This window comes from Erythrobacter sp. S43 (genome assembly GCF_057364955.1).
The window spans coordinates 2,179,678-2,193,457 of the sequence record NZ_CP200285.1; the positions used below are offsets into that span (position 1 = coordinate 2,179,678).

18 protein-coding genes are annotated in these 13,780 nt (G+C 58.7%); 9 read left to right on the forward strand and 9 right to left on the reverse strand.

Annotated features, from left to right (window positions below; translation table 11 throughout):
• Positions 1–81: 81 nt before the first annotated feature.
• The 3 genes from argC to AC0V6K_RS10620 form a co-directional block, all read right to left on the reverse strand.
• The gene (gene argC / locus AC0V6K_RS10610; protein ID WP_472622031.1) at positions 82–1,017 is read right to left on the reverse strand and encodes an N-acetyl-gamma-glutamyl-phosphate reductase; all 936 of its coding nucleotides are present in this window, start codon (positions 1,015–1,017) and stop codon (positions 82–84) included.
• Between the two features lie 29 nt (positions 1,018–1,046).
• Complete coding sequence (locus AC0V6K_RS10615; protein WP_472622033.1) at positions 1,047–1,397, reverse strand: hypothetical protein; 351 nt, start codon at positions 1,395–1,397, stop codon at positions 1,047–1,049.
• A gap of 183 nt (positions 1,398–1,580) precedes the next feature.
• Positions 1,581–2,966, reverse strand: a complete 1,386-nt coding sequence (locus AC0V6K_RS10620; protein ID WP_472622035.1) for a leucyl aminopeptidase family protein — start codon at positions 2,964–2,966, stop codon at positions 1,581–1,583.
• 81 nt (positions 2,967–3,047) lie between these two features.
• Here AC0V6K_RS10620 and AC0V6K_RS10625 point away from each other — a divergent pair, with 81 nt between their 5' ends.
• The 4 genes from AC0V6K_RS10625 (at position 3,048) to AC0V6K_RS10640 (ending at position 5,488) form a co-directional block, all read left to right on the forward strand.
• A complete protein-coding gene (locus AC0V6K_RS10625; protein WP_472622037.1) occupies positions 3,048–3,929 on the forward strand; it encodes a polysaccharide deacetylase family protein in 882 nt (293 codons plus the stop codon).
• A 45-nt stretch (positions 3,930–3,974) separates the two neighbouring features.
• A complete protein-coding gene (gene map, locus AC0V6K_RS10630; RefSeq protein ID WP_472622039.1) occupies positions 3,975–4,802 on the forward strand; it encodes a type I methionyl aminopeptidase in 828 nt (275 codons plus the stop codon).
• A 106-nt stretch (positions 4,803–4,908) separates the two neighbouring features.
• Positions 4,909–5,169, forward strand: coding sequence for a hypothetical protein (locus AC0V6K_RS10635; RefSeq protein WP_472622041.1), 261 nt, complete (start codon positions 4,909–4,911; stop codon positions 5,167–5,169).
• Between the two features lie 136 nt (positions 5,170–5,305).
• The gene (locus AC0V6K_RS10640; protein ID WP_472622043.1) at positions 5,306–5,488 is read left to right on the forward strand and encodes a hypothetical protein; all 183 of its coding nucleotides are present in this window, start codon (positions 5,306–5,308) and stop codon (positions 5,486–5,488) included.
• Between the two features lie 47 nt (positions 5,489–5,535).
• On the opposite strand, the gene AC0V6K_RS10645 is transcribed toward AC0V6K_RS10640, so the two are convergent.
• The gene (locus tag AC0V6K_RS10645; protein WP_472622045.1) at positions 5,536–6,186 is read right to left on the reverse strand and encodes a heme exporter protein CcmB; all 651 of its coding nucleotides are present in this window, start codon (positions 6,184–6,186) and stop codon (positions 5,536–5,538) included.
• On the reverse strand, positions 6,183–6,770 hold the full coding sequence (ccmA, locus tag AC0V6K_RS10650; RefSeq protein ID WP_486172634.1) for a heme ABC exporter ATP-binding protein CcmA: 588 nt from the start codon (positions 6,768–6,770) through the stop codon (positions 6,183–6,185). Before ccmA ends, AC0V6K_RS10645 begins: the two co-directional genes overlap by 4 nt.
• A gap of 98 nt (positions 6,771–6,868) precedes the next feature.
• Here ccmA and AC0V6K_RS10655 point away from each other — a divergent pair, with 98 nt between their 5' ends.
• Positions 6,869–7,162 carry a 4a-hydroxytetrahydrobiopterin dehydratase gene (locus AC0V6K_RS10655; RefSeq protein ID WP_472622049.1) on the forward strand — a complete coding sequence of 98 codons (294 nt, stop codon included), beginning with the start codon at positions 6,869–6,871 and terminating at the stop codon, positions 7,160–7,162.
• Here AC0V6K_RS10655 and AC0V6K_RS10660 read toward each other — a convergent pair.
• The 4 genes from AC0V6K_RS10660 to AC0V6K_RS10675 all read right to left on the reverse strand — a co-directional run bounded on the left by AC0V6K_RS10660 (position 7,159) and on the right by AC0V6K_RS10675 (position 10,873).
• On the reverse strand, positions 7,159–7,359 hold the full coding sequence (locus tag AC0V6K_RS10660; RefSeq protein WP_472622051.1) for an SDR family oxidoreductase: 201 nt from the start codon (positions 7,357–7,359) through the stop codon (positions 7,159–7,161). The two genes, AC0V6K_RS10655 and AC0V6K_RS10660, sit on opposite strands and share 4 nt — an antisense overlap.
• A complete protein-coding gene (locus tag AC0V6K_RS10665) occupies positions 7,328–7,972 on the reverse strand; it encodes an SDR family NAD(P)-dependent oxidoreductase (RefSeq protein WP_472622053.1) in 645 nt (214 codons plus the stop codon). The genes AC0V6K_RS10660 and AC0V6K_RS10665 overlap by 32 nt, the downstream gene beginning before the upstream one ends.
• A gap of 103 nt (positions 7,973–8,075) precedes the next feature.
• A complete protein-coding gene (locus AC0V6K_RS10670) occupies positions 8,076–10,151 on the reverse strand; it encodes a S9 family peptidase (RefSeq protein ID WP_472622055.1) in 2,076 nt (691 codons plus the stop codon).
• A gap of 104 nt (positions 10,152–10,255) precedes the next feature.
• Positions 10,256–10,873: a DNA-3-methyladenine glycosylase family protein gene (locus AC0V6K_RS10675; protein WP_472622057.1), complete on the reverse strand. Its 618-nt coding sequence runs from the start codon at positions 10,871–10,873 to the stop codon at positions 10,256–10,258.
• Positions 10,874–10,980: 107 nt separating this feature from the next.
• On the opposite strand from AC0V6K_RS10675, the gene AC0V6K_RS10680 reads away from it, so the two are divergent.
• The 4 genes from AC0V6K_RS10680 to AC0V6K_RS10695 are packed head-to-tail and all read left to right on the forward strand — an operon-like array spanning position 10,981 to position 13,621.
• Positions 10,981–11,298: a 2Fe-2S iron-sulfur cluster-binding protein gene (locus tag AC0V6K_RS10680; RefSeq protein ID WP_472622059.1), complete on the forward strand. Its 318-nt coding sequence runs from the start codon at positions 10,981–10,983 to the stop codon at positions 11,296–11,298.
• Positions 11,299–11,340: 42 nt separating this feature from the next.
• A complete protein-coding gene (locus tag AC0V6K_RS10685; RefSeq protein WP_472622061.1) occupies positions 11,341–12,354 on the forward strand; it encodes a cysteine synthase A in 1,014 nt (337 codons plus the stop codon).
• 21 nt (positions 12,355–12,375) lie between these two features.
• The gene (locus AC0V6K_RS10690) at positions 12,376–12,756 is read left to right on the forward strand and encodes a hypothetical protein (RefSeq protein ID WP_472622063.1); all 381 of its coding nucleotides are present in this window, start codon (positions 12,376–12,378) and stop codon (positions 12,754–12,756) included.
• The gene (locus tag AC0V6K_RS10695; RefSeq protein WP_472622065.1) at positions 12,737–13,621 is read left to right on the forward strand and encodes a hypothetical protein; all 885 of its coding nucleotides are present in this window, start codon (positions 12,737–12,739) and stop codon (positions 13,619–13,621) included. The genes AC0V6K_RS10690 and AC0V6K_RS10695 overlap by 20 nt, the downstream gene beginning before the upstream one ends.
• Positions 13,622–13,780 lie beyond the last annotated feature (159 nt).

The window sequence follows — 13,780 nt, forward strand, 5'->3', positions numbered from 1 at the left end:
CTAGCAATTTTGTTTGGTGCGCTGCAACACTGCCCAATGTGCAACCGTTGACTGCCTAATAATTAGGCAGCGCAATGTGATTTAGAGCCGCAAACCAGTCGTCTCGGGCAGGCCGCACATGATGTTGAGGTTCTGGATTGCCGCGCCCGATGCCCCTTTGCCGAGATTGTCGAGCCGCGCGATGAGGCGAGCTTGATAATCACCTTCGAACGCGAACAGTTCCATCCCGTCCCAAGGCTCCGCATCTTCGCGTAACAGCAGTTCTGACAGGTCGGCATTGTCCGAATTGACCGTCACAATCTGGCTGTCCGCATATTGCTTTTGCAGCGCCTCAATCAGAACGGGCAGGGCGGGCTCTTCAAATTTCTCATCGAGCATGACGTCGAGCGAGATCGGAACGTCGACAATCATCCCGCGATGCGCAGGCACAACGGCTGGCGAAAAGACCGGTGCCAATCCCAGCTCAGCGTATCTCTGCATCTCGGGAAGATGTTTGTGGTTCAGCCCAAGCCCATAGGCCCGAAAGGCAATCGTGGGATCGCCTTCAAAGCGGTCGATCAGTGCATTCCCACCGCCCGAATAACCGCTCACGGCGTTGACGGAATATGGCCAGTCCGGTTCGATCACTTCCGCTTTCACAAGCGGCGCGACCAAGGCCAGAAACCCCGTGGGGTAACAACCCGGATTGCTGACAAACTGCGCCTCAGCAATCTTGCCGTGCCCGATCAATTCAGGAAAACCGTAAGTCCAACCATCCGCCACACGGTGCGCGCTCGACGCATCAATGATCCGCGTGCTTGACCCTTCCGCCAGCTTCACCGCGTCGCGCGCGGCATCGTCGGGCAGACATAGGATTGCGACATCCGCTTCGTGCAAGGCTTCCTTGCGGGCGGCTTCGTCCTTGCGCCGGTCATCTTCAAGCACGAGCAATTCAAACTCGTCGCGTCCCACCAAGCGGTCGCGAATTTCAAGGCCGGTTGTTCCGGCGGCTCCGTCAATGAAGATGCGTGTTGCCATGGGGAGCGCCTCTAGCGGGCGCAGCCCGGTTAGGCCAGTTCGGAAGAGCGGATGTATCCGCTGGGGCCTTCAGGGCCGATGGTGACCCAGACCCAGTTACCTGCAACATCCAGGACTTCGACCGCTGTGCCAGCTTCCAGATGGCCAGGCGTTTCGCTGTCATCGCGCGGGGCAAGGTGCAATTCTGCGCCATTGTCATTGATCGAACGCAGTTCTGGAATGACATAATGCGCAGCGAGATGTGTCTCTGCCAGTGCGATATGGGCGAGATCTCCGCGCAGCGGAAGCGTGCCGGGCTCAGGCTTAGTCACGGGTCCCTTAAGACCCACGCGGCCTGTCGGCATGGCATAGTTTGCCGACTTTTCAGAAGCGTCGCTCACAGCGCGTCGTTCCCCAGTTCCCAGCCTCGATCAAAAATGGTTACGTTCATAGTTCGCAACCGGTTCGCCGCGCCGCTTATACGCTGCATTGGTTTCGGGCAAGTTAGCCATGCAGCGCAAGTCGAGCGTTGCGGGGGAGAACGCGTGACCGAGCCAGAGGTTTCAAACCCATTTGGCTTCGCACTACTTGCCGTAACGTTTTTGCAGCATGTGCCAACTTGCGCGCAGGCCATAGGCGGTGCCGCCCTTTGGCCGGCCCGGTTTCGAGTAGGGTCGCCAAGCGAACGTGTCGAAATGCACCCAGTCGATCCCGTCGCCGACAAACTTGTCGAGGAACAGACCGGCGACACTCGCGCCCGCATATGGATTGGACTGAGCATTCACCATGTCGGCCACATCGGAATGCAAATACTCGCGATATGATTCCGGAAGCGGCAGGCGCCACGGTTCGTCGGCAACCGCCTTGCCCGACTTGGTCAGTGCTTCGGCGGTGTCGTCTTCGCGTGTCATCATCGCAGCATAATCCGGGCCAAGCGCAACGCGCGCAGCGCCGGTGAGCGTCGCAAAATCGATGATCAGGTCAGGGTCTTCCTCACTCGCGCGGGTAAGTGCATCGCCCAAGATCAGACGGCCTTCAGCATCAGTGTTATGGATCTCTACAGAGAGGCCTTTTCGCGTCGACAAGACATCGCCGGGGCGGAATGCGGGGCCAGAAACAGCATTCTCAACAGCCGGGATCAGCAGGTGAAGGCGAACCTTCAATCCTGCGCCCATGACGAGACCTGCCAAAGCGATCGCATGCGCTGCGCCGCCCATATCTTTCTTCATCAGGCGCATGCCGACGGCGGATTTCATATTCAGACCGCCGGAATCGAAACACACGCCTTTGCCGACCAGCGCGAGCACGGGGTCTTTCTCGTCACCCCAGGTCAGGTGCATGATGCGCGGTGCGTGATGGCGCGCGGCGGCGCGGCCCACGGCGTGAACCATCGGGTAGCCTTGCTCTAGCGCATCACCCTTGGTGACTTTCAGCTCGCCGCCATGCGATTTGACCAGCTTTTCGCATTCTTTCTCCAGCGCGGCGGGGCCCATATCCTCGGCAGATGTGTTGACCAGATCGCGAACCAGCAATTCAGCCTCGGCCTCGGCGACGGCGGCGTCGATTTTGCCAACCTGCTCGGTCAGGAGCACGCGGGGGCCGGTCGCCTTGTCATCATCCTTGTACTTGGTGAACCGGTACTGGGCGACCAACCACCCAAACCGCGCCGCGCCCATTTCGGCATTGGCGAGGCGATAGGTGCCTTCGGGAAGGCGCTCGGCAAGCTTGGCCAGCGTCCATGTCTTCAGGCTTTCCGGATTACCCGTGCCGCTCACCACGAAGAAAGAGTCGCCGTCTGCCACGATGGCGTATTGGAACACGCCACCGGTAAACTTCTGCGCCGCAAGCTGCGCGCGTTGCCCAGCCGAAAGCGATTTGGCGAAATCCTCAAAACCGTCTTTGTTGACGAGGTGAATGGCAATCGCGTCTTGTCCGCGATCCGGCTGGATGAGATCTTTGATATCGGTCATAAATCACCAATTAATGCGCACACGCGCTAAGTCACGCAGGAAGTGCAAATTCGTATGCGCTTTTGATGAATGGGGGATGCGATGCGCAAGGGAATTTTGGCAGGTGTTGCACTGCTGGCATTGGCAGCATGTTCGTTGAGCGAAGAAGGCACGGCCGGTGCGGATAACAATGCCGGTAAGATAGTCACCGATGAGGAGACTGCCACCGGCGAGAACACCGAGGCCAATGCCTCCGAGGCAGTTGCCGCGACGGAAGAGAAAGAGCCGGAAGCTGCCGAAGCTGAGGCGATGGTCTTTACGGACAACGAGAAGAAGGGCGTGGCAGAACGCGAATTCTCTTACGCATGGCCTGCGTCTGCCAGCGCCGAGCCAAAGCTGTTCCGTAAGCTCTTGGATATGCGCAACACAGCGCTTGCTGAGCAAAAGCGCGAATGGCGCGCGGCTGTAAAAGAGTTCGGCATTAAAGATTGCGTCACATGCGTCGGACGCGATCATTCGGCGAGCTGGGAAGTTGCGGCTAACATCCCGCGTTTCCTGACTCTTTCGGGCGGCACATATATCTATTCTGGCGGGGCGCACGGCAATTCTATGTTCGACAGTATCGTCTGGGATCGCGAGGCCGAGAGGACGCTGAAAGTATCGGACATGTTCCGCTCTGAGCGCGCGCTTTGGCGAGAGGCTAGCCAAGCCTACTGCTCAGCGCTCGACGGCGAGCGCGAGAAGCGTCGCGGCAGGCCTGTTCAGCCTGATGATTTCGCGTCAGATTGTCCCTCGTTGAATGAGCTGGTTTTGGTGCTCGGGACCTCGAACGGCGACAAGTTCGACAGTGTCGATTTCCTTGCCGCCCCCTATGTCGCGGGGCCGTATGCCGAAGGGCCGTACGAGATTTCGATCCCGGTGACACAGCGCCTTCTGGAAGCGACGAAGCCTGCATATCGCTCCTATTTCGCAGTCGGCGGATAGACCCGCTCACTGGCAATTGGGCCATGGCTTCGCTATATGGCCGCTATGACCGAATATCAGCTTATCGAAAGCGATCAGACCGTCTACCGCGACGGCACAATCAAACTTCACACCGAAGAAGGCTTCGAAGGGATGCGCGCCGCCGGACGGTTGGCCGCGACGATCTTGGATGAAGTCGCCAATCTGGTGCAGCCGGGCGTGACGACCGAGAGCATCGACACCGCCGTGCGCGAAATGATGCTGGACGCGGGCGCTGTGCCTGCAACCTTGGGCTATCGCGGCTACACGCATAGCTGCTGTATCTCGATCAACCACGTCATCTGTCACGGAATCCCTTCCGATAAAGTGCTGAAGGATGGCGATATCCTCAACGTGGACGTCACCCCGCTTCTCGACGGCTGGCATGGTGACACTTCGCGTATGTTCTTCGCCGGCGAGCCTTCGATCAAAGCCAAGCGGCTGGTTGATGTGACCTATGAATGTCTGATGCTGGGCATCGAAGCGGCACAACCGGGCGCGCGTTTGGGTGATATCGGTGCCGCGATTGAGGCGCATGCGAAACAGTTCCGGTATGGCGTTGTGCGTGAGTTCTGCGGGCACGGTCTGGGTCGCCTGTTCCACGATGCGCCCGAAGTGGTGCACGCATCGAAAGCCGGAACCGGGCCAGAGCTGAAACCCGGCATGTTCTTCACGATCGAGCCGATGATCAATCTGGGCAAACCGTGGGCGAAGGTGCTGGGTGATGGCTGGACAGCCGTAACCCGCGATAAATCGCTATCGGCGCAGTTCGAACACTCGATTGCGATCACCGAAGACGGGAACGAGATCTTCACCAAGAGCCCGACTGGCCGCGACAAACCACCTTATTCGTAAGCCGCGACGCAACCTGAAATTAACGCTTAGCGCTAACCCGTCGCTCAGGCGCCAAATGTAACATTGCCGAGTTGTTGATCCTTACCTGCATGGGACACGCTAGGTTATGTCAAAGGTTACATTAGGCATTCTTCTTATCGCAGTCGCGCTGGTGGTGCTGGGCACGCTGGCTGAATTGCCGACGTTTTCAGGCGGCTCAGGTGTGCTGATCGTGGCAAGTCTTGTTTACGCGTTTCATGTTGCCCAGCGCGAGGTGTTGCTCCTCACCCGGTCGATGGAAGTGCGTGATGATGAGCGCGCTGCGCAAGCTGCGCCGCCACCGCGTATGCCAAAGGAAGCGGAAACGCTTGGCTCAAGAGCCATTTAGGCAGCGCGCGGATAGATAGTGGCGCGCGCGCCGCCGCATTCCTGAATCTCGCGGTAACTCTAATCGCTAAGAGCTGGCTCACAGATCTGACCTAGCCCTGTGTGTTCTGACTTCGAAAGATACGGGGCGCAGGATCATGTCAAAGGTCACACTGGGAATTCTGTTTGCAGCGATCGGTCTCGCGATCGTTGCGACCTATTTCGAGCTTTCTGTCGTATCAGGCGGTAGCGGGGTCGTTCTGGTTGTCGGTCTGATTTACGCATTTGTGGTCACAAAACGCGAGATTGCCTTGCCCGCGGAGCCGCAACAGGCGGATTGAGGGCATGCGCTACAAAAGGCAGCGCCGACGCACCTAATTTTGTTTGCCTACACATCCCGTGCCGCACGGATCGCGGCTCCTGCTGCAAATGGCGCAATCGCCACAAGAAGCAGGCTGATCGCGGCAACGAAGCCAAGGCTCGCCTGATCCTGACGCGCGAGTGCACCCGCCCCGAAAATCAAGATCGGCAGGGCCAGCGGGATCAGCATCAAGCCAGAGAGCGCTGCGCCGCTGCGCAGCGATGCGGTAACGCTCGCTATGATCAGGCCAATCGCGGCGAGGCCTGGCGTGCCCACCAACAATCCGATGAGCAACAGGTACAGCGTCTGGTTGTCGAGCGCGAGCAAGGCCGCAGCAGGGAAAGCGGCGAGGATAAGCGGTGGGCCGAAACTGAGCCAATGTGCCAGCAACCGCACCGCCATCATGGCTTCTTCTGTGACACCGCGCAGCTTGAGCTGGTCGAAAGTGCCAAGCTCAATGTCCTGTGCGACCAGCTTATCGAGCGGCAGGATCGCCGCAAGCAATGCTGCGATCCAGATGATCCCGCCGCCGGTCTTGCTCAGCAAATTGGCGTCCGGCCCAACGGCAAAGGGGTACAGCATTGCCACTGCGACAAAGAAAATCACAGGCAATGCCGCGTCGCTGCCCGCGAACGGGAAAAACTTCGCCAGATCGCGTTTGAGAAGAAATCCGATCATGCGGATACGTCCTCCGAGGGAGCAAAACCCTCGATGGCTAATGTCTGTAGGTCAGGAACATCGAGCGGCTGGTGCGAGGCGATAATTGCCAGACCGTCGCCACGGATAAATTCTCGTATCAGCGAGGTAACTTGGTCGATCGCTCCGCTGTCCAATCCGCTTAGTGGCTCATCGAGCAACCAGATCGGGACTTGGCGATTGAGCAGGGCCGCGAACCCCGCACGTTTGCGCTGCCCCGTTGAAAGATATCTCACCGGAACATCAAGCAGCGGGGTCAGTCCAAGGTTATCGATGGCTCTCTCAGGAGCATCGCAGCCGTCAACGCGTTCCCAGAATTGCAGTGATTTCTGTAAGGGAAGGTCCGGATCGAGGGCGGGGCGCTCGTCCAGCAAACCGATCGTACCTTCGCGTTCGATCTCACCGCTATAGGGTGAGGTCAGACCCGATAGCGCTCGGATCAAAGTAGTCTTGCCCGTCCCGTTGGCACCGGTGATGTGAAGCGCCTCTCCACCCCTCAATTCCAGCGCCAATCCGCGAAACAGCAACCGGTCGCCGCGACGGCAGGCCAGTCCCTTTGCAGACAATCGAGGCGAAGCAGAACCTTGCATCCTCTCACGCGTTAGGGAAAAGGCAGCGCGTAAACAACATGCGCTGGGCATGAGCTGCACTTGCGGAGAAGAGAATGAAAAGCGTCCCCGAACTCACCGAAGAAGAACGCGGTCAATTGCTCAAAGACTGCCCGGAATGGGAACTGGCGCGTGAAGGCAAAGCGATCATGCGCACATTCCAGTTCGCCGACTTCAGCGAAGCATGGGGCTTTATGAGCCGCGTCGCCCTGATCGCGGACAGTCAGGACCACCATCCCGAGTGGTTCAACGTTTACGCCAAGGTCGAAGTCACGCTGACCACCCACGATGCCGACGGGCTATCACAGCGCGATGCCGTGATGGCGAATGCGATTGACGGGCTGCTCTAAAGCTCTGTGCCGATGCCGCTTTTGCGCATTTCCTTGCGCACTTTGCCTGGCATCCAGCGGGTAAGCCACATCAACCGGCCAGCTGTTTTGCCAACGGTGTAGTCCAGCTTGTCGCCGTGAACTGCGTCCCACACCACCTTGGAGACGGTGCTGACCGGTGACACCTCAACGCCTGCTTCCAGCAGCGTCTCTTTCATCGACTGGTTCGAGATCCGGAGCGGTCTGTTCGATGATTGGCGTGTCGATAAAGCCCGGGCAAAGCGCACAGACTTTGATGCCGTCTTCGGCCCATTCTGCATCAAGGCTGCGGGTCAGGCCACGCACTGCCCATTTGGTCGCGCAATAGACCGAGAGGTTTGGCGCACCAATAATACCGGCAAGACTTGCGGTGTTAACCAGCACAGATCCCGGGCCCGCCTTTTTCAGGTGCGGATAAGCAGCCTGAGCGCCGTACACGACGCCTTTGATGTTCACATCCAGCAAAGCCTCCACTTCGCCAGTCGGCTGATCAATGATTGGTCCGCCGTGGCCGATACCGGCATTGTTGAACACCACATCAATGCGCCCGCCAGCCGCCACGGAGAACCCTTCAAGCGCGCGCTCCCATGCGTCACGATCGCGGACGTCAAGCTCGCAGTCGTATTTGAAACCGCCCGGGATCATCTCCATCGTTTCACGCATGCCTTCGGCGTTGATATCGGCAATGCCGACGAACCAACCGCGGTCGCCAAAATAGCGGGCGACTTCGCGGCCGATGCCCGAACCTCCGCCGGTGATGAAAATGCTGCGACGCGATGCGTTGGCGTCCATGGAATCCCTCTCTCAAATCAAAATGCGCGCGAGACACGTTGGCCTCGCGCGCATTCAATGCCAGCCACTGACATTCTTGTCAGCAGCAAAGTTGTTGTTGGCGTCAGTCCGCGCCCAGCGCCTCTTCAAGGCCCTTCACGTGCTGCGCTCCTTCGACGATTTCGGCAGTCGAAGGCTCAAGCACATCGCCCAGCGGTTCCGCGCGTCCGCCCAGGCATTCCGAAAGGAAGTTCTCGGCAACAGCGAAGAAGGAGATGCTGTTGGCAGGCTTGGCAAATCCGTGGCCTTCGTCCGGATACAGGACATAGGTCACCGGAATATTCGCGCTCTTCATTGCGTCGACGATCTGGTCGCTTTCCGCCTGCTTCACGCGCGGATCGTTTGCGCCTTGTGCAATCAGTAGCGGCTTGGTGATCTGGTCCGCCTTGTAGAGCGGGCTTGCAGCCTTGAGCAGTGCGAGACCTTCTTCGGTGTTCGGATCGCCCATACGCTCATGGAAGATCTTCACGATCGGTGCCCAGTATGGCGGGATGGTCGACAGCAGGGTTTCAAGGTTCGACGGGCCGACAATGTCGACACCACACGCGAACTTCTCTGGTGTGAAGGTCAAGCCAGCGAGCGTGGCGTAGCCGCCGTAAGAACCGCCCATGATAGCAACCTGATCCTTGCCAGTGATGCCCTTGCCGATGGCCCAATCGACCGCGTCGATCAGGTCATCATGCATTTTCAGACCCCACTGCTTGTTACCGGCATTGAGGAAGTCTTTGCCAAATCCGGTCGAGCCGCGGAAGTTGACGCTGAGCGTTGCGTAGCCCCGGTTCGCGAGCATCTGGTGCAGCGAATTGAAGCCGTAATTGTCACGCGCCCATGGGCCGCCGTGGACCAGCAACACCATAGGGACGGCCTTCTCCGGCACGCCATCACCATCTTTGTCACTGCCAGCGGGCAGCGTGAGGTAAGACGGCAGTGTTAGGCCATCGCGGCTCTTTATTTCAAGCGCTTGCATGGGCTGCAAAGGCGCACCTTCAAGCTCAGGGCGAGAAGTGTAGAACGGTGTCAGCGTCTCGGCGTCGCGGTCGTAAATATAGGTCGAAGTAGGCGCAGTGAGCGGATCATTCCACACGATCCAAGTGCGATCATCCTCGGTCCGGCTGGAAACACCGTACTCACCGTCCAGCTTTGTGCCGAGCCAGTCGAGCGATGCCTTGAGCGCTTCGTCCGTCGCGACCCATTCGTTCTTCAGATAGTTGACTGAATAGGCGAGCACTTCGCCGGTCTTTGTATCGCGGATTGTGCCGCCAAGGTCGGCTTTGTCATCCTCGGCAATCATGGTCTTTTCGCCGGTTTTGGTGTCTTGCGCATAGAGTGCAGCAGTGTTGCGGCCACGGCTGTCGATCCAATAGAGGATCGATCCGTCCGTCGTGTAGCCGGCAGGGTTGGTGGTGAGCGAGTCTTCCATCGCCGTCGATTCAAACGGCTCTTCTTCAACCGCTCCATCGACCACGTTGAAATAGTCCGTGCCGCCGGCCGCATTCTGGCGCAGCGCCATGCGAACGGTCAGCGTGTCATCGGCCATGAACCCGGCATAACCTTCGTTCTGCAATACCAGCTCAAGCTCGCCCGAGTTCAGATCAAGCATATGGACGTCGTGGAACTGCGGATTGCGGTTGTTAACGCCGATCAGGATCTTGTCCTTGATCGTTTCCGAAGCGCCAACAATCTGCACCCGCGTATTCTCGAACGGCGTCAGCAGCTTCTCTTCGCCGCTGGCAATGTTGATCATGTAGAGCAGGAAGTTTTCGTCGCCGCCTTTGTCCTGGATGTAGCCGACGCTCTTGCCGTCTGGTGACCAGAAGTGATCGCGGATCGGGCGGTCGGTTGCAGAGGTGATCGCCTTTGCCGCATCCAAATCATCGCGCGGGGCGACCCAAATGTTAAGGACACCGTCCTTCGGCGCGAGCCAACTCAGCCATTTGCCATCGGGGCTAAGGCGCCCCTGCGCCTTGGTCGGATTGCCGAACAGGGCTTCGCGGGGGATCAGGTCGTTTTGTTCTGCTTTGGTTGTCATCTGGGTTCCGTGTTTGCCGTGGTCGTCGGCCGTTGCGAGGGCCGGAATGGTAAGGGCACCCGCTGCTGCTGTCGTCAGCAGAGCGCGCGCGGTTTTGGTGAAAAGTGACATGGCTTGAAGTCTCTCCCTTTCAAGACTGCGTGGGGGGTGAATTCGGTGTGTTGTTAATGTAATACACAGGTTTCTAAATGCAACACCCAGAGTGGGGTGGCTCTCTACAGAGCCGGATTGGCGTAGAAATGCCAGGTGAACAGCGCGACGGGTGCGCGGTGCGGACGCCAGCGCTCGCCGATTTCGCGGAGTTCCTTTTCCTTGGGGCGTTCATCGAGATCTAGCAGTCGCTTCACACCCTCTTGCACCGCAAGGTCGCCGGCTGGCCATACATCGGCCCGGCCTTCGGCGAACATCAGATATATCTCCGCCGACCAGCGCCCGATGCCTTTGATGCGGGTGAGGTGTTCTATCGCTTCTTCATCATCCGCAGGCAGCGCGTTGAAATCGACTTCGCCCGCCTCCACCAATTCGCACAAGGACCGGGCATAGCCTTGCTTCTGGCGCGAGAGGCCGCAGGCGCGCAAAGTTTCGAAATCGCGTTCGAGCAGACAGGACGGCGTAAACTCTGCGCCCAATTCTGTCTCAAGCTTGTTCCACATGGAGGTGGCGGCGGCGACCGAGACTTGCTGGCCAACAATGGTGCGCAGCAGCGTTTTGTATCCGCGATCACGGAGGCGGGGCTCGGGATAACCGATACGCGCCAACTCGGCAGCGACGCGTTTGTCTGACGCGCCGACTGCATCCAGCCCGTCCTTGATCTGCTTGGCGGTCAGCCCCATCTGTGTTCCCGTAACTTGCCTTGATCTGCGGAACGTCCTAGCAGCGCCCGCGTCTTATCCATAGCGCGCATTCTTGCGCTCAATGATCCCGAGAAGGAACAAAGCCCATGCCCAAGCTGATCGTCACCAACCGCGACGGCGAAACGAGCGAAATCGACGTCGAAGACGGTCTGACCGTGATGGAAGCCATCCGTGACAACGGCTTTGACGAATTGCTGGCGCTGTGCGGCGGCTGTTGCTCGTGCGCGACCTGCCACATTCACGTTGATGGCGGCGCGACCGAGAAGCTTCCCGAAATGAGCGAAGACGAGGACGATCTGCTGGAATCTTCCGATCACCGCAGTGAAACTTCGCGTCTGTCTTGCCAGATTCCGCTGACTGCGGAACTCGATGGCCTCAAAGTGACTATCGCGCAGGAAGATTAATCTTGTTTGCGGGGCAGGGCGGTCACGCCTAAATCTATGCCCATGAACATCACTCAACCTATCGGCGATACGCTCGCCCTGATTGGAAACACTCCGCTCGTGCGCCTTGCTGGACCCAGCGAGGCGGCGGGTTGCGACATTTGGGGCAAGTGCGAATTCGCCAATCCCGGCTCCAGCGTCAAAGATCGCGCGGCGCTGTACATGATCCGCGATGCGGAAGAGCGCGGGGACCTGAAACCCGGCGGCACGGTGATCGAAGGGACCGCTGGCAACACCGGCATCGGCATCGCGCTGGTGGCCAATGCGCTTGGCTACAAGACGATCATCGTCATGCCGGATAACCAGTCGAAAGAAAAAATGGACACGCTGCGCGCTCTGGGTGCTCAGCTGGTGCTCGTTCCGCCGACAAAATATGCCGACCAAAACCACTTTCAGCATGTCTCACGCCGGATGGCGGACGAGACCGAAGGTGCGATCTGGGCAGGGCAGTTTGATAACACCGCTAACCGCAAAGCTCATATTGACGGCACCGCGCCTGAATTGTGGGAGCAGACCGGCGGCAAGATCGACGGGTTCACCTGCGCGGCTGGCACCGGTGGCACCATCGCGGGTGTTGGCATGGGACTGAAAGAGAAGAATCCGGATGTCCGTATCGCGCTGACCGACCCGCATGGCGCGGCGCTTTTTAACTACTATGCGCATGGCGAGTTGAAGGGTGAGGGCTCTTCGGTTGCCGAGGGCATCGGGCAGGGCCGCATCACCGCCAACCTCGAAGGTGCACCCATCGACACGCAGTTCCGTATTTCCGACGAGGAAGGCATGGTCTGGGTGGAAAAGCTGCTGCGCGATGAGGGACTGTGTCTGGGTCTTTCTAGCGGGATCAACGTCGCTGGCGCCATCGAACTGGGCAAGCAATTGGTTTCCGAGGGCCGTGAAAACCCGCAAGTCGCGACTATCCTGTGCGATACTGGCTTCCGCTATCTCTCGACGCTCTACAACGCCCAATGGCTGGAGGCGAAGGGATTGCCAGTGTTCGATTGGCTAGCGCGCGGCTGATCAGGCTGTTATTGGCTCAGCATGGCCGAACGCAAACTCTTTACCCCGCACACTGATGACGGAACGCCGGAAGGCGTGCCACTGGGCGGAAGCCGCGCAGAGGCGAGCCAGCGTTTGCAAATTGGTCTGATCGGCCTGTGCTTGATGGTGTTGCTGATGGGTGTGGCCTCGGTCATCTCCAACAGGGCTGCTGTTTCTGAAGAAGCAGCTGTGCCTGATGCTGCGCCCACCACGGAACCGACCGATCCACCTGTTCCGTCCGATCCGCTGGCCGATGCTGGTGTGGTGCCTGAAGTCCCGACAGAGGACGAAGGTGCAGAAGGTGACAGCGAAGAGGATGACGAACAGACTGTCCCTGATATCGAGCCCGATGCGGGCGACAATGACACTTCGACGAGCTAACCGATTGATCGCCATGGCCGCCGCTTTGGCGACAATGGGATGCTCAAGTCCGGATCCTGAGCCCGCGAACGCTGCTCGCGATACTGATGCCGTTCCCGGCGCCATAGACAGCTTGGAAGTCAACTGTGCGGCGGGTGAACCGCCGACGCCGATCGGGTTGATGACGAGTTTGCCGATCTATTGGCCGCTCGGCAAAGGCATAGAGGAGTTTGCGCGCGGAGAGGCTGAGCGGCCGTGGCAAAGGAGTGCAATCGCTGCATGCTATTCGATCTCGCCGCTCGATACTCTATCGCCAATTCCGGGGCTCGCGCCGACTGATCCGGAAACTGACCCTCTTGAGGGATTGGACAGACTGGCCGTAATTCAGCCACGCGGATTGTCTCCATCAGATAACGTTGCTTTGGATCAATGGGTGCGATCTGGTGGGCATTTGCTGTTGGTGCTCGATCCGATGCTAACCGGAGAATATGAGCTTCCTCTCGGCGATCCGCGCAGACCGGTCGACTCAGCGTCTATCCCGCCTGTCGTCGCCCGCTGGGGCATGGAAATCAGCTTTGATGACGAGCAGGAGTTCGCGTTGCGCGAGGCCAAATTGAATTTTGGTCATGTTTGGCTTTCAATGCCTGGCACAATCACCCGTCAACAGACGCCCAACTCTTCATGCCGTTTGTATGTTGCCGATGCGATCGCACGTTGTCGGATCGAAAAGGGATGGGTGACGCTGCTTGCCGACGCCGCCTCATTCGAACATTCACCCAGTGAAGTTGAGGATACGCGCGCAAAAGAACTGCCGCTTCACACAGTCATGCAGTTTGCTTTTGAACCGGAACTCGGGATCCTTAAGAACGACATTGTAACCCCGTAAATTGGGTTTGCGGGAAAGTGCGGGAAATGGTTGCTGCCATGCGGGACTCGCATTGGTGGACAGTGGGAATCGCAGGGAATATCAGGGGATTGCCCGGGCCTTTTCAGCAGGCCGTTAGGTGTCGAGCGCAACAATTGTGGAAATTCGTAGGAAAAATAT